Below are 15,234 nucleotides of genomic sequence, written 5' to 3' on the forward strand. Positions count from 1 at the left end.
CCTCCGATGTCCGCGAGGAATCAGTTATTTTCTGCGATCCCCTGTCTCAATCCATGCGCGCGTCAGCGACTCACCGCAGACGCGCCTGCAGGACGTGAGCTGAACTACCACGACACGCCTCGTTGTACAGATCGAAACACGTCCCTGCCATTCGACGATCTCGGGGTACGTCCACGGCTCACGCACGGTCGATGGACGTCTGTCTCTTGCTGTCGCCGGCCGAGCGCGGCCGTACGGCCGACGCCATGGGCTCACGCAGGCATGGCAAAGGCTGGTGTCCTTTGACGCGCCGCTCACGCGCAGCCTTCGCGCGGCACGTCACGTCGTCCCGGTCACATCCTGGCGACATCTTGCGCGCCCCCACCGCCTCTTGGCCAGGCCTGCCGATTTTCGACTAGAATAGAGGGTCCCCTTCCGCGAGGCCTCATGCGCGGCGCGCCCACTGCTGTTGTTATCCTCCTCTCTGTCGCGGTCGCCGCGTGCGACCAGGCCGCGCCTCCCGCCGAGACGCCGCCCGATCCGACGGCCGCCCAGCCGCTGTCCGCGGCGGCAACCCCGGTGATCTCCGCCGTTACCTGGCCCCCTTCCGCCTCGGTCGACCGGACCGCGCTCGCGGCGCTCCCGGAGACGGCGGCCCACGCCGCCAGGGCCTCGCGGGTCCCGGTGCTCGTGCCGTCGCGGCGCGAGCTCCTCGCGGCGCCCGTCCTCGTCGCCAGGGAGCACTGGACCTCGTTCTGGGCAAAGACGGACGCGATCACCGTCTCGCTCACGATGACCCGCCTATCGCGCAAGTATCCAAGCATTCCACCGTTCCGGGGGCCCCGCGCCGTGCGCGGGGCCCCTGCGTTCGTCACGGCGAACGAGGGTATCTGGAGCGCGTCGTGGATCGAGAACGGCGTCTCGTACGCGCTCGACGTCGAGTGCGCCTCCCCGGAGGCGCCGGCCTGCGCCTCGGACGCGCTCGTCCTCGAGCTCGCCTCGGGGCTCGTTTATGTGGGCGGCGACGAGCCCAGGGCCGCGGGGGACATGCCATGATCGCGCCGCTCCGCCCGCCGCGCCCCCGCTCCGCCGCGCTGGCCTCGCTGGTCGCGACAGCCACGCTCGCGCTCCCGCCGAGCGCCGCCGCGGCCGATCCGTTCTCGTACCGTCCGGCCGGCGAGCTCCTCTCAGGCTCGGGAGAGGGGCGCGCCGACGACGTCGTGTATGCGCCCTCCATGCGCTTTCCGCTCGAGGAGGGCCCGGCGTTCGCCAACTCCCAGGTCTACAGCAAAGGCGGGAGCGCGGGCCCGGCCGGTGGACAGTGCGATACGGACAACTACGCCTATCCGTGGCGCGACAACTACTGCGAGCTGCGCTCGTGGGAGATGCCTCTCTGCCCCTCCGGCACAGGGCACCAGGGGCAGGACATCCGGCCGGCGACGTGCGAGGCGGGGAGACACTGGGTCGTCGCGGTGGTGGATGGCACCATCACGAGCGTCGGCGGCTACTCTGTCTACCTGACCGGCGAGGACGGGACTCGCTACGACTACCTGCACATGTCGGATGTCCAGGTCTCGCCCGGCCAGGACGTGTCGCGGGGAGAGCGCATCGGGCGGGTGTCCAACGTCTACGGGAGCACGCCGACGACCATTCACCTGCACTTCAACGTGCGGCAGTCCGTGAGCGGCGTCGGCGTGGTCTATGTGCCGCCCTACACATCGCTCGTCGCCTCGTACGAGGCGCTGCTCAACGAGCCCCCCGAGGGCGCCCTCGAGACCGCCGGCTGCAGCGGTATCGCGGGATGGACCCGCGACCCGGACGCGGAGAGCGCGCCGGGCGACGCGCGGCTCTACTTCGACGTCCCCGCGACCGAGGAGGGCGCGGAGGGCTACAGCTTCCCCGCGGACGTGCGCCGCGACGACCTCTGCGAGCCGCTCGGCTCGTGCGCGCACGGCTTCGAGGCGCCGATGCCGCTCAGCCTGCTCGGGGGCGACCACGCGGTCCACGCCTACGGGGTCGACGGCTCGAGCGGCGAGGAGGTGGAGCTCGAGGGGAGCCCGAGGGCCCTCGAGTGCCCGCTCGATCTGCCCTCCGGCGTGAGGCGGCCGCTCGGCGGCGACGGCGCGCTGGACGCCTGGGGGTTCTCGCGGTTCTGGGACGTCGCCAGCGCGCCGGACGCTGCGCTCCTGGCGCTGCCGGAGGGCGACGTGTTCCCCTCGTCGCCGCTGCTCGTGCGCGGCGACGACGGCGCGGCCTCCCTCTGGCTGATCGACGGCGCCGAGCGGCGGGCCGTGCCGGATGCCGAGGTGGCGGGCGCGTGGCATCTCGATCCGGGCGAGGCCGTCGTGTGGCCGGCAGCGAGGCTCGCCGCGCTGCCGCTCGGGCCGGCGCTGCGGCCGCGCCCGTTCTTGGTGCAGGGCTCCGGGCTGGCGCTCCACGTCATCGACGCGCCGCCGCCGGGCGAAGGCGGCGACGCGGGCGCCGGCGGGGCCGGCGAGGCCGGCTCCGGGGGCGCTCCGGCCACCGGAGACGTGGAGGAGGGCGCGCCCGGCACGAACGTCGGCGTTCACGGGCAGCTGCGCTGCGAGTGCGGCGCGGCCGGCGCGGGCGCCGCGGGCTCCGCTGGGGCGGGCTGGCAGGTCGGGCTCTTCGCCATCGCGGCGCTCGGCGCGGCGCGCGGGAGGCGGCGCGAGGGCCGGCCGCCTCAGCCTTCGTGGATCTTGATCCCGGGGATCGACCGGAGCGGGCTCGCGTCCTCGACCCGCGAGCCCTCGAGGTAGACGTTCTTCAGGCTCTTGAGCTCCCGGAGCGGCGACACGTCGCTCACCCGCGTCCGCTTCATCTGGAGCATCTCGAGCTTCTTCAGGCCGGCGAGCGGGCTCACGTCGGTCACCTCGGTCTCATCGAGCTGGAGCTCGGTGAGGCTGGTGAGGCCGGCGAGCGGCGAGAGGTCGGCGACGGGCGTGCGGCCGATGTCGAGCCGGTCGAGCTTGACCAGGCCGGAGAGCGGCGAGAGGTCCTTGACCAGGGTCGCCGAGACGCGCAGCGACTCCAGCCGGAGCAGGCCCTTGATCGGGCGGAGGTCGTCGATCTTGCCCGGCGGCAGGTAGAGCCCTTTGACGCCCGTGAGCTCGGGGAAAAGGCACGGATCGAGCTCGTCGAGCCCCTGGGCGTCCGACAGGTTCATGGTCTTGATGTTCTTGAGCTCGGCGCGCTTGATCGGCCCCTCGGGCTTCTGGAGCTGCTGCCGCACCTTGGCCTCGAGCGCCGGATGAGAGAAGGTCACCGGATCGCTCTTGGTGCACACCACCTCTTGCTTCTTCGGCGGCGCGCTGGCCGTGGCCGCGGGGCTCGCGGCGGGAGGCGCGTCGGCGGGCTTCGCCGCAGAAGGCGCGGCCGAGGCCGCTCCCGCAACGGGCTTCTTGGGCTCGTCGCAGCCGAGGAGGAGAAGGGCGATGCCAAGGGATGCAAGGACGAGAGGGCGAATCATCGCCGCGATGATACACGAGACGACGGAAGAGGGCCGCGTCTTCCAAAGGGCGCTCGCGCGCTACAGCGGCAACAGCAAAAGCCCTTGTCGCGAGTCGAGCTGCTCGGAGAACCAGTCCCGGTGGCGCCGCTCCACCGCGAGCGAGTGCCGGAGGACGTCGCGCGCTCGCTCGGAGAGGCCTTCGCGGAAGGTGATCATCCGCTCGTAAGCAGCGCAGCTGTCCTCCTCGTAATGCCTCATCGCCTCGAGGATCGCGCGATCTCCGACCATCCCGTTCGTCAGCGCCTTGCTCTTCAGCTTGGGTCGGACGGCGCTCTCCATCGGCGGCTCGCCGAGCTCGTGGGCCAGGGCGGCGAGCACCTCGAGGTGACGCTCGTGATCGTGAAGGAAGCTCGCGAGCCGGCTCTTGTCGCCTGGTCGGTTCATCCGCGAGAGCGCTGCTGCGAGCGCGTCCACCGTGGACCAGTTGAGCTCGATCAGTTCGGTCAAGGACCCGATGAACGCGGCTTCGCCGCCGATCACGGACGCCATGGAATATCGCTCCTCTCCTCGCGGAAGCGGACCGCCCGCGTGAAGAGAGAGGTGGGCGGGTGCTTCTCCAGGCGTTCGATGCTCGCAAGCCCGGTGCCGGAGCCCGCCTGTGCAGCCGCTATCCATCGCTGCGCGCGCGTCGTCCAGGAAACCCGCGGTTCTCCACGCTTGTCGCCCGCCGCCGCGCCCGAGACGGCCCGCTCCAGGGCCCGCGCTCGAGGGGATGCGAAGACTCAACCCAGATCGAGGCCGCGGTCGCGGCGCCGGGTCGAGCGCGCGCCGGATCAGGACGGAGCCGTGACGTGCCGGGGCGCGATCGGCACATGCTCACGCCGCGCCAGGCAGCGAAGCGCGAGCACGTCCTGGACATGAGCGCGCCTCCGCGCAAAGCGCGAAGGCGGCGTCGTCCAGGTCAGGATCAGGAGAGGAGAGATGGACTTCGGTCGAGAGCGCTCCGGCGGCGCGCTCGGCAGAGATGCCGCTACTTCTTGCCAAAAAGGCCGCCGAGCGAGCCTGCGAGGCTGCCGACGTCGAGGTTGGCGATGGCGGGGGCCGCCGCGCCGAGCGCGGTCTCGACGTGGGCGGCGAGCGGCGCCGGGAGCTTCTCTTTCAGAAAACCGACCACCGTCTCCACGGCCACGCGGGCCTTGTCTTCCGAGATACCAACCTTCTCTGCGACCTGTCGTACCAGCTCGTCCATGGCCTCGACGCTCATCCTTTCTGCGCGAGCCGCGCATCCGGGGCGAGCATCCACGCGCCGATCGGCGCCGGCAAGGGAATTCGGCGCCGCGCGCCGCGCGCTGCGCGCTCGACGACGTGGCCCCTCGCACCAGCGCGCGGCGGCATGTGCCCTCGTGGTGAGCCGCATCGTGGTGGGCCCCGCGCGACAATCCCCCTGGTCATTTCGTAAAGAGTGTTGTTGAATCAGGGGATCTCGGCTTGGCCGATGCGGGTGAGGGGAGAACCATGTCTGGGTCCGCAAGTCACGAACCTGCGCTCCTCGTCGAGCTCACCCGGACGGACGGTCTCCTCTACATGGCTGCCTGAAAGGAGCGAGGGGTATGTCGAAATTCCGCTTGAGCCGACGTTCCATGCTGCGAGGCGCCGGCGCCATCGCCGTCGCGCTCCCGTGGCTGGAGATCATGGGACCCGAGCGCCCGGCGCACGCGCAACCCGCCCCCGCCCGGCGCTTCCTCGCCGTCTACACGCCCGGCGGGACCTTGATCGACCGCTGGCGTCCGACCGGCACCGAGACGAGCTTCACCCTGGGCCCCATCCTGGCGCCGCTCGCGCCGGTGCAGGACCGGCTGCTCGTCGTCGACGGCCTCGACATGAAGAGCGCGCGCGGGGAGCAGCACCAGAGCGGGATCATCGCCTGGCTCACCGGCACGGCGCAAGAGGGCGCCGGCGGCAGCAGCGGCTACGCGAGGGGGCCGTCCATCGATCAGGTGATCGCCTCCCGGATCTCCGCCGGTCGGACGGCGAAGGCGAGCCTCCAGTTCGCGGTGCGCTGGGCGACGGGCAAGTCCCACGGCCGGATGACGCCGATGAACATCGCCAACTTCGAGGACACCGCGCCGTACAACCCCATCCAGCCGCGCCTCGATCCGGTGGAGATCTTCACCGAGCTCTTCGGCACGCTGAACCCCGGCGCCAGCAACGACGCCGCCCTCCGCCTCGCGCGGAAGCGATCGATCCTCGACTTCGTCGACCGTCGCTACGCCGCCGTCTCCGCGAGGCTCGGCGCGGCCGACAAGCAGAAGATCGACCAGCACCTGACGAAGATCCGCGAGATCGAGCAGAGCCTCGGCAGCACGCCGGCTGCGACGAACGCTTGCAAGGCCCCGACGTTGGTCGACACGTCCGACTACAACCCGAGCGCGGGGCTCAACGCGGACGACCCCGGCTCGATCGTGGACAGCTCGACCGACGCGGCGATCCCCAAGGTGGGCAAGCTGATGACGGACATGCTGGTGATGGCGCTCGCCTGTGACATCACCGCGGTCGGCACCCTGCAGTGGAGCGACACCGAGGCGAAGCACACGTTACCGTGGCTGAACCTGACCGAGCACCACCATTTCTACCAGGAAATGGGCGGCTTCAGGCCGGCCGAGTGCGAGCTCATCTACACCTGGTACTCGGAGCAGCACCTCTATCTCTTGAAGGAGATGGCGAAGGTCGACATGGGCGGGCACTCGCTGCTCGACGAGAGCGTCGTCTTCTTCGGCTCCGAGATCTCGGATCCGCCGACCCACAGGAAGACGAACATGCCGTTCCTGCTGGCCGGCGGCGGCGGGGGCCTGCGCACCGGGCGCTGGGTCCGGTACCCGAATCTCCCGCACAACAACCTGCTCGTCTCGATCTTGAACCTGTTCGGCGACACCCGGACCACGTTCGGCTTGCGTGAGTACTGCACCGGGCCACTCACGAACCTCACGTAGGGCCGGAGGTGCCCTAGGTCTCCCGCTCGAGCGCGCGCACCAGCAGCGGCGCCACCGAGTGGAGGGCGCCGGGCGCATCGGCGAGCTGCTGGCTGCCAGGGTGCGAGTCGGTCCCGAGCAGCGTCGTGAACACGGAAGCCTTCCTGATCTTCTCGAGCGAGTCGCCCGGCAAGACGAGGTGGCTCGCGACGGCGTGGACCTTGGATGCGCCGGCGGCGAGGTAGGCGCGCCCCGCCTGGACGAGCGATGAGCCGGTGCGGACCATGTCATCGTAGATGACGACCTCGCGGCCCGAGACATCGGCGTTGATGCCGGTCACGCCGACGCCGTCGCCTCTCCGCTCCTTGTACACGAACGCCGGCTCGACGCCGAGGCCGCGGGCGAGGCTCTGCACCCATTTGGCCCGACCGGCGTCCGTCGCCGCCAGCACGTACGGGCGATCGCCCATCAGCTCGCGGACCGCCTGCGTGATGAGCGGAGCGCCGTAGAGGTGGCGCGTCACGTGCGAGTCGCTGAAGTAGAACTCGATGCCATCGGTGTGCAGATCGAAGAGGAAGATGCGCGTGCCCGCGTCGCACGAGGGGATCGCCGAGATGAGCCGCGCCCGCGTCTTCGCGGTCACCACCTCGCCCGGCTTCACGGCCCTCTCCATGGTCGCGTAGCCGAAATAAGGCATCACGATGGAGAGCGACCGCGCGCCTGCGCGCGAGATGGCGCAGCCGAGGTCGTAGATCTCCAGCCAGTCGAGGTCCCGGGGGGCGCCGCCGAGCAGGACCACGTCGCGCCCCCAGCAGTCGACCGCGACGCGCAGGTAGCGCTCGCCGTCGGGGAAGCTCTTGCGCTCGACGAGGCCGCGCTCGAAGTCGCCCGCGGCCAGGAAGGCAGGCTCGAGGTAGCTGTACGAGCTGATCGTGATGAGCAGGCGCCGCTGGCTCATCGCGCACCTCGGCGGGTCGTCCGGGCCGGAGCGGGCCCTCGGCGCGCGCCCCGGGCGGGCGCGGCCTTCGCCGCCCTCGCGAACGGCGCAGCCTTCCCTGCCTTCGCGAACGGCGCAGCCTTCCCTGCCTTCGCGGGCGGCGCATTCCCTGCTTTCGCGAACGGCGCAGCCTTCCCTGCCTTCGCGGGCGGCGCAGCCTTCCCTGCCTTCGCGGGCGGCGCGCCCACGCTGGCGAGGACGCTCTTCAGGTGGGGCTCCGCGCCTGGTTCGCTGGGAAAATCGACGGGATCGGGGAGATCTTTCATCTGCACGACGTCGCATCCTGCTTCACGCGCGGCCTCGTGCAAATGACGCCGGAACCTGGCGCGCGCGATGCCACGGTGGTTGGTGCAGGCGAGCAGCCTGCCGCCCGGGGCGAGCACGCGGAAGGCGAGCGCGGCGAGCGCGCCGAAATCGCTCGCAGCGCTGAAGCGGCTCTTCTTCGTGGTCGCGAAGCTCGGCGGATCGAGCACGACGAGGTCGAAGCGCCGGTCGGACTGGGCGGCGGCCTTCAGCCACGGAAACACGTCGGCCTCGACCACGACGTGCGCCGCCGGGTCCGCGCCGATCGCGGCGAGGTTGTCGCGCGCCCAGGCGACCACGCCCCGGGACACGTCGACCGTCACGCTCTCGCGCGCGCCGCCCGCCACGGCCGCCACGGTGAACGCCCCTGTGTAGGCGAACAGGTTCAGCACCCGGGCCCCCCGGGCCAGCTCCCGCACCCGCCGCCGGTTCTCGCGCTGGTCGAGGAAGATGCCGGTCGAGAGCCCGTCGCCGAGCCGCACCTTGAACGGCAAGCCGTGCTCGAGGACGGTGAACTCCTCCGGGGCGTCCTCCCCTCGGACGGCGTGCCGCGGCGCGAACTCCTCGCGCCGCGCGTCGACGATGACGCTCGCGTGCTTCGGGCGCGCCTTGAGGTACACGCCCTTCGCCCCGAGCCGGTGGGCCGCGTCGAGCACGAGGTCCCGCGGCGGCGCGCCCGGCTCGCCCTCGCCCGCGCCGAACAGCGACACGACGAGGTGCTCGCCATAAAGGTCGACGGAGACGGAGGGGAGGCCGTCACCCGCGCCATGGACGAGCCGGAGCGCCGTGGTGTCACCGGCGCGCGCGATCCCGTACCGCCGCTCGGCGGCCTCGCGCATGGCGCGCTCGACGGCCGCGACGCCGCCCGCGTACGGGTCCGCCGGCGCGGCCGCGAGCCACGCCTCGAAGACTGCTGGCAGCGGCGAGCGGAAGGTCGCGGCCGCGCCCGTGGCCGGGTGATCGAGGCGGAGCTCGGCGGCGTGCAGGAGCAGGCGCGGGGCCTCGGGGCCGCCGTAGAGCGGATCGCCGGCGATGGGGAGGCCGATCGCCGCGAGCTGCACCCGGAGCTGATGCGTGCGGCCTGTCTCGGGCCGGAGCTCGAGCAGGGCGCGGTCGCCGCGGCGCTCGAGGAGGCGGTAGCGGGTGATCGCCAGCACGCCGGTCGCGGCCCGATCCTCCCGCCCCGCGGCCCGATCCTCCCGCTTCGCGGCCCGATCCTCCCGCCCCGCGGCCCGATCCTCCCGCCCCGCGGCCCGATCCTCTCGCTTCGCGGCCCGATCCTCTCGCGCCCCGCCGGTCTCGGCGAGCGCGCGCATCGCGCCTCCCGGCGCCGGGACGAGGCGGTGCCGCAGGGTGCCGCGCGGCGGGCGATCGCCGAAGCCGGAGACCGAGGCGACGTACGTCTTCTGCACCGTGCGCCCCTCGAACTGCCGCGCTACGGCGGCGTTCGCCTCGCGCCGCCGCGTGAACAGGAGGACGCCCGACGTGTCGCGATCGAGCCGCTGGTGGATCCCGAGGTACGCCTCCGCGTCGCCCCGGCCGCGGAGGAAGGCGCGGAGGCGCGTCACCATGTCGTCGATCCGCTCCGCCTCCGGCGCGTGCGTCGACAGGCCAGCCGGCTTGTCGACGACGATGAGATCGGCATCCTCGGCGAGGATCCACTCCGGATGGATGTCGGGAAAGAGCTCCGAGAGCGAGAGGCGCGGGGTCATCAGTTCTGCTTGACGTCGGTGCCGGACGGCGCCGTGAACTGGAACTCCGCCGGATCGATCGACGCGGGCTGCGACGCGTTCTCGAAGTCGAACCGGTTCCGGTTGCCCTGCGCGTCGACGATGAGGACGCGGCGCACGACGCCAGGGTCCTTCTTCGCGAGGAGCGCCTTGTCGATATAGAACATCACGAATTCGTAGTGGGGAGTCGGCGCACGCGGCTTGCCGACGAGCACGGGGCCGCCCTCGAACTTCGCCTTCTCGTTGAAGGTGAACGTGAACGACGGGCGGAGCCCGTGGCCCATGAGGAACGAGAGGGCGCCCGGATACTCCGAGTTCTGCACCGGCGTGACGAACATCTGCCGGTCCTCGGCGACGTAGACCTTGAGCGACACGCCGTCGGAGACGATGCGGTTCTGGTTCGGCGGATCGTAGCGAAACGAGATCCTGTCCGGCTTCTGGACCGACAGCGCGCCGCTCTGCTTCTTGACGGCCCCCGAGACCTTCTGCGTGTGCTCCTGCTTGAAGCGGGCGAAGTACGTCTTCTTGCCCACAAAGATCGCGTCGACCTCGGCCGCGACGGCGTCCGCGGATCCCGCCTCGGCGGGCGGCACCGCGGGCGGCGCCGCCGTGCCGGGCGCGGGCGCGGAGGTCGCCGCCGGCGCCTCGGCGCGCCCTCCGCCCGCGTCGCGCGCTGCCGCGTCGCCGACGGGCGTCCCCGCGTCGCGCGCCGCCGTCGCGGCGCCCGCGTCCTCGCGCTTCCGGCCCGCGTCCTCCGCCGGCGCGCCCGCGTCCGTCGCCGCTGGAGCGCCCGCGCTGGCGGCCGCCGCGGGGGCGCTCGCCTGCGGCGGCGCGTCGGCCGACTGCGGCGTCGCGTCGACCGGCTGCGGCTGGGCCGGCGCGGAGGCGGAGGGCGAGGCGTCGGGCGCCGCGCCGACGGGCGCGGGCGGCGCGTCGCAGGCCGCCACGACCAGGGCAGCGGCCGGGACGAGGGCGACGAGGCGGAGGCGGTTCATCGAAGAGCTCGCTTTCAAGGAGAGTGCGTCGCGTGTTCTAGGACAGGTAGGGCCGAGGTGGTAGCGCCGACCTCCACCACCCCGAGCCCCGCGCCGACGGCATCGATGGCGATCTCGCAGCGTCGCCGGGGCGCTCGCGACCGTCGTCGCTCGAAAATTGGGCCGCGCCGAGGTCAGGAACGCCGACGCGCGCCGGGGCACGCGCTGGCGACGACGTCGTCCCGGGCCCCCGGGGTGAGACCATGTCTTGACCCCTATTTCCACGTAGCCCAAACTCTCCGGCCGCATGCGCGCCGGCACTCCCTCCCTGATCGATGCGTCGTCGCTCATCCTGATCCTGGACGTCTCGCGCAAGCTCGCAGCGCCGTGCGATCTCACGGAGCTGCTCGAGCTCATCATCAAGACGGGGCGGGAGGTGATAGGCGCCGACCGCGGGAGCGTCTTCCTCTACGACGAGGAGGCCAAGGAGCTTTACTCCCGTGTCGCCACGGGCGAGGCCCAGATCCGCGTCAGCATCGACAAGGGCATCGCCGGGGAATGCGCGCGCAAGCGCCAGACCATCCTCGTCGACGACTGCTATTCCGACCCGCGGTTCAATCAGGAGATCGACCGCCGGACGGGGTATCACACGAAATCCCTCATCACGGTGCCGCTCATCGGGCTCGACGACAAGCTCGTCGGCGTGCTCCAGATGCTGAATTCGAAGGCGGACCACTTCGGCCCGGACGAGCGCGACGTGGCGGAGCTGCTCGCGGCGCAGGCGGCCGTCGCCGTGCAGCGCACGCTCCTGCTCGAGGAGCGCCTGATCAAGCTGAAGCTCGAGCACGATCTCACGATCGCGCGCGACATCCAGCAGAACATCCTCCTGCGGCGGCTGCCGCGCTGCCCCGGCTATTCGCTGTCGGCGTTCAGCAAGCCGGCGGACGACACGGGCGGCGACATCTACGACGTCATCCGTCTCGACGAGCGCGCGGACATGTCGCCGATGATCCTGCTGCTCGCCGACGCGGCCGGCCACGGCATCGGCCCCGCCCTCAGCGTGACCCAGTTCCGCGCGATGCTCCGCATCGGCCTGCGCCTCTCGGCCGACATGGACGCGCTCATGCACCACGTGAACCAGCAGCTCCTCGAGGACCTGCCGAACGACCGCTTCATCACGGCGTTCCTCGGCGTCCTCGACCCGACGACGCACCAGCTCCGCTTCCACGCGGCCGGGCAGGGGCCGCTGCTCCACTACCGGGCGGCCGAGGGCCAGGTCGTGTGGCGCGATCCGTCGACCGTCCCGCTCGGCATGTTCAAGGATCTCGACCTGCCCCCGACGCCGCCCCTCGTGATGGCCCCGGGCGATCTCCTCGTCCTGCTGACCGACGGCTTCTACGAGTACCAGGACGCCGCCGGGCAGGTGTTCGGCAAGGAGCGCGTCGGCGAGCTCATCCACCGCCTGCACGCGCGCCCCACGTCCGACATCCTCGGCGCGCTCCTCGCCGAGGTCCGCCGCTTCGCCGGCTCGGCCAAGCAGATCGACGACCTCACCGCCCTCCTCGTCAAGCGAGACGCCTAGAGCGGGGGTGCCCGCTCCCCTGCTTCCCCTCCTCTCGTCCTTGCGCTAGCTAGGGCCGCGATGAGCGCTGTCGCCCCTGTGAACTCTCCCGCCCCCTCCCCCTTCCCCGGCGATCCGCCGGTCGACCCCGCGCTCGCGCAAGCGCACAAGCTCTCGGCGAGCGAGTGGGAGCGCGCGCGCGAGCGCCTCGGGCGGCAGCCGACGTTCACCGAGCTCGGCGTGCTCAGCGTGATGTGGAGCGAGCACTGCTCGTACAAGAGCTCGCGCGTCCACCTCGCCCGGCTGCCCACGACCGGCCCGCGGGTCATCCAGGGGCCCGGCGAGAACGCGGGCGTCGTCGACATCGGCGACGGGTTCGCGGCCGTCTTCAAGATGGAGTCGCACAACCACCCGTCGTACATCGAGCCCTACCAGGGCGCGGCCACCGGCGTCGGCGGCATCCTGCGCGACGTCTTCACGATGGGCGCGCGCCCCATCGCGAACCTCGACTCGCTCCGCTTCGGCCGGCCGGAGCACCCGCGCACGCCTCAGCTCTTGCGCGGCGTCGTCGCGGGGGTCGGCGGCTACGGCAACTGCATCGGCGTGCCGACCGTGGGCGGCGAGCTCTTCTTCGATCGCGCCTACGACGGCAACATCCTCGTCAACGCCTTCACCTGCGGCGTCGTCCGCTCCGACCGCATCTTCTACGGGCGCGCGAGCGGCGTCGGCAACAACGTGCTCTACGTCGGCGCCAAGACGGGGCGCGACGGCATCCACGGCGCGACCATGGCCTCCGACGAGTTCTCCGAGGGCGGCCCGAGCCAGCGCCCCACGGTGCAGGTCGGCGATCCCTTCATGGAGAAGCTCCTGCTCGAGGCGTGCCTCGAGATCTTCGCGGAGGACCTGCTCGTCGGCGTCCAGGACATGGGCGCCGCGGGGCTCACCTCGTCGTCGGTCGAGATGGCGGGCCGGAGCGGCAGCGGCCTCGACCTCGACCTCGACCTCGTGCCGCGGCGCGCGGCCCGGCTCACGCCGTACGAGATGCTGCTGAGCGAGTCGCAGGAGCGCATGCTGCTCGTCGCGAAGCCCGGGTGCGAGGCGCGCGTCATCGAGATCTGCACGAAGTGGGAGCTCGACGCGGCGATCATCGGCAAGGTGACCGACACCGGCCGGTGGGTCGTGCGCGCCACGCCCGGCTACGACCCGCTCGGCGGCGCGGCCGCCGGCGTGGCCCGGAACCCGGTCGTCGTCTGCGACCTGCCCGTGGATTTCCTGACCGACGCGGCGCCGAAGTACGACCGCCCGCAGCGCGACGACGCCTCGCTGCCGGCGCGCCGGGCGTTCGACCCGCGCTCCCTCCCGGCGCCGGCCTCGTGGTCCGCGCTCTTCCTCGAGATGGCGGGCTCCCCGAACCTCGGCTCGCGCGCGTGGGTGTGGCGGCAGTACGACCAGATCGTGCGGGGCGGCACCGAGGTCCGGCCCGGCAGCGACGCGGCGGTGGTGCGCGTCCCCTGCGAGAAGGACGGCCAGCGTCACCAGAAGCTCCTCGCCTTCTCGAGCGACTGCAACGGGCGCCTCTGCGAGCTCGACCCGTTCCAGGGCGCGGCGATGGCGGTGGCGGAGGCGTGCCGCAACGTCGTGTGCGCCGGCGCGGAGCCGATCGGCCTCACCGATTGCCTCAACTTCGGCAACCCGGAGCGGCCGGAGATCATGCGGCAGATCGCGCTCGCCATCGACGGCATGGCGGCGGCGTGCCGCGCGCTGTCGGTGCCCGTCGTGAGCGGCAACGTGTCGCTCTACAACGAGACCGACGGCCGCGCGATCCTGCCGACCCCGACGGTCGCGGTGGTGGGGCTCATCGCGGACGCGGGGGACGTGCTGCGGGCCTCGTTCCCCGCCGCGGGTCTGACCGTGCTGCTGCTCGGCGATCCGCGCGGCGGCCCGCTCGGCGGCTCCGAGTACGTCGCGCGCCACACGGGCGAGGTGAAGGGGCCGCCCCCCGCGCTCGATCTCGACCGCGAGGCGCGGCTCCAGGGGCTCTGCCTCGCGCTCGCGCGCTCGCGGCCGCAGCTCCTCCGGAGCGCGCACGACGTCTCGGAGGGCGGGCTGGCGATCGCCCTCGGCGAGTGCTGCGCCGCCGCCGACGATCCCGCGGCGCTGGTGGGCGCGCGGGTGCGGCTGCCGGGCGCGCTGGACGGCGGCGCGCGCGAGCCGCTCGCCGAGGCGCTGTTCGGCGAGGCGCCGAGCCGGATCATCGTGAGCGTCCGACCCGAGGACGCGGCCGAGGTCGCGCGGCAGGCCAAGGCGGCGGGTGTGCCCTGCACCGAGCTCGGCACGACCGGCGGCGACCGGCTCACCATCGACGCGGGCAGCGGCGAGGGGATCGACGTCGAGCTCCGCGCCCTGCGCGAGGCGCGCGATCGGTGCCTCGAGCCGATCGTGGGGCGATAGCTGCGATGGCCCACAGAGGGCGCCAGCGGAATCGGTCCCGCGATTCCGCGATTCTGCGGTTCCGCGCGCTCGCGCGGCGCCTTCGCCTATACTTGCCGCATGAAACGCTGGATCCCGCTCGGGCTCATCGCCGCCGGCGCCGTCCTCGGCGCGGCGGCGCTGCTGCTGTCGCCCTCCGAGGAGGAACGGATCCGCGACCGGCTCACCCAGCTCGAGAACGCGGTGCGCATCGACGACGGCGAGCGGAACCCGCTGGTGCGCCACGGCCGCATTCGCGGTGAGTTCGCCGAGATCTTCGCGAAGGAGGCGAGCGCCCGCATCGCCGAGATCGGCGACAGCCTCCGCGGCCGCGACGAACTCGCGAACGCGGCGACCCAGGCAGCGGTCGTCTATCAGACCGCGGAGGTGAGCCTGGGTGGCACGGAGATCCACGTCCACCCGGCCGGCATGACGGCGGAGGTGACCGCCACCGCGACGGTCACGGGCGCCCGGCATGGGCATGAGGTCCGGCGCGACGAGCTGCCCGTGGTGCTGCGGCTCGAGAAGATCGACGACGAGTGGAAGATCGTCTCTGCCACCGTCCACCCCAGGCACACCCCCGGCGACGACGGCCGCTGACAACCGCGCTCAGAGCCGCAGACAACCGCGCTCAGACTCGAGGCGCAACCGGCCACGAGCAAAAAAGAAAGGCCGGTCGGGAAGAACCCGCCGGCCTGAGGCCCGCTTTCGCGGACCCACCGGGACCGCACAGGCGCGCCGGTGGAGGGGAGTCCACCGGAGTCCTGGAGAGGCCCGCGA

12 protein-coding genes are annotated in these 15,234 nt (G+C 72.1%); 6 read left to right on the forward strand and 6 right to left on the reverse strand.

Annotation, left to right across the window (positions count from 1 at the left end):
* Window positions 1-558 precede the first annotated feature (558 nt).
* Together WME82_RS34755 and WME82_RS34760 are read left to right on the forward strand one after the other, a co-directional pair.
* Window positions 559-1,035 (forward strand): hypothetical protein, encoded by a 477-nt coding sequence (locus WME82_RS34755; protein ID WP_438038807.1) that lies wholly within the window; start codon window positions 559-561, stop codon window positions 1,033-1,035.
* Window positions 1,032-2,759 carry a M23 family metallopeptidase gene (locus tag WME82_RS34760; RefSeq protein ID WP_438038808.1) on the forward strand — a complete coding sequence of 576 codons (1,728 nt, stop codon included), beginning with the start codon at window positions 1,032-1,034 and terminating at the stop codon, window positions 2,757-2,759. Before WME82_RS34755 ends, WME82_RS34760 begins: the two co-directional genes overlap by 4 nt.
* Here WME82_RS34760 and WME82_RS34765 read toward each other — a convergent pair.
* The 3 genes from WME82_RS34765 to WME82_RS34775 form a co-directional block, all read right to left on the reverse strand.
* Window positions 2,684-3,469, reverse strand: a complete 786-nt coding sequence (locus WME82_RS34765) for a leucine-rich repeat domain-containing protein (RefSeq protein ID WP_438038809.1) — start codon at window positions 3,467-3,469, stop codon at window positions 2,684-2,686. The two genes, WME82_RS34760 and WME82_RS34765, sit on opposite strands and share 76 nt — an antisense overlap.
* A 60-nt stretch (window positions 3,470-3,529) precedes the next feature.
* A complete protein-coding gene (locus WME82_RS34770) occupies window positions 3,530-4,000 on the reverse strand; it encodes a ferritin-like domain-containing protein (protein ID WP_438038810.1) in 471 nt (156 codons plus the stop codon).
* A 481-nt stretch (window positions 4,001-4,481) separates the two neighbouring features.
* On the reverse strand, window positions 4,482-4,700 hold the full coding sequence (locus WME82_RS34775; protein WP_044969688.1) for a hypothetical protein: 219 nt from the start codon (window positions 4,698-4,700) through the stop codon (window positions 4,482-4,484).
* Window positions 4,701-5,091: 391 nt separating this feature from the next.
* Between WME82_RS34775 and WME82_RS34780 the strand changes: the two genes are divergently transcribed.
* A complete protein-coding gene (locus tag WME82_RS34780; RefSeq protein ID WP_438038811.1) occupies window positions 5,092-6,441 on the forward strand; it encodes a DUF1552 domain-containing protein in 1,350 nt (449 codons plus the stop codon).
* 13 nt (window positions 6,442-6,454) lie between these two features.
* Here the strand turns inward: WME82_RS34780 and prs are convergent, their stop codons facing one another.
* Genes prs through WME82_RS34795 form a run of 3 tightly spaced genes read right to left on the reverse strand, consistent with a single transcriptional unit; the run spans window position 6,455 to window position 10,445 of the window.
* Window positions 6,455-7,378 (reverse strand): ribose-phosphate diphosphokinase, encoded by a 924-nt coding sequence (prs, locus tag WME82_RS34785; RefSeq protein ID WP_437524274.1) that lies wholly within the window; start codon window positions 7,376-7,378, stop codon window positions 6,455-6,457.
* On the reverse strand, window positions 7,375-9,432 hold the full coding sequence (locus WME82_RS34790; protein ID WP_438038812.1) for a class I SAM-dependent methyltransferase: 2,058 nt from the start codon (window positions 9,430-9,432) through the stop codon (window positions 7,375-7,377). The genes prs and WME82_RS34790 overlap by 4 nt, the downstream gene beginning before the upstream one ends.
* Complete coding sequence (locus WME82_RS34795) at window positions 9,432-10,445, reverse strand: LolA family protein (protein ID WP_438038813.1); 1,014 nt, start codon at window positions 10,443-10,445, stop codon at window positions 9,432-9,434. Before WME82_RS34795 ends, WME82_RS34790 begins: the two co-directional genes overlap by 1 nt.
* Window positions 10,446-10,731: 286 nt before the next feature.
* On the opposite strand from WME82_RS34795, the gene WME82_RS34800 reads away from it, so the two are divergent.
* The 3 genes from WME82_RS34800 (at window position 10,732) to WME82_RS34810 (ending at window position 15,054) form a co-directional block, all read left to right on the forward strand.
* Complete coding sequence (locus WME82_RS34800; RefSeq protein WP_438038814.1) at window positions 10,732-12,006, forward strand: SpoIIE family protein phosphatase; 1,275 nt, start codon at window positions 10,732-10,734, stop codon at window positions 12,004-12,006.
* A 78-nt stretch (window positions 12,007-12,084) separates the two neighbouring features.
* Window positions 12,085-14,436 carry a phosphoribosylformylglycinamidine synthase subunit PurL gene (gene purL / locus WME82_RS34805; protein WP_438038815.1) on the forward strand — a complete coding sequence of 784 codons (2,352 nt, stop codon included), beginning with the start codon at window positions 12,085-12,087 and terminating at the stop codon, window positions 14,434-14,436.
* A 99-nt stretch (window positions 14,437-14,535) separates the two neighbouring features.
* Window positions 14,536-15,054 carry a nuclear transport factor 2 family protein gene (locus WME82_RS34810; RefSeq protein ID WP_438038816.1) on the forward strand — a complete coding sequence of 173 codons (519 nt, stop codon included), beginning with the start codon at window positions 14,536-14,538 and terminating at the stop codon, window positions 15,052-15,054.
* The last annotated feature ends 180 nt before the right edge of the window (window positions 15,055-15,234 follow it).

Origin of the sequence: Sorangium sp. So ce128, assembly GCF_051525245.1 — a bacterium.
Taxonomy (GTDB): Bacteria; Myxococcota_A; Polyangia; order Polyangiales; family Polyangiaceae; genus Sorangium; species Sorangium cellulosum_B.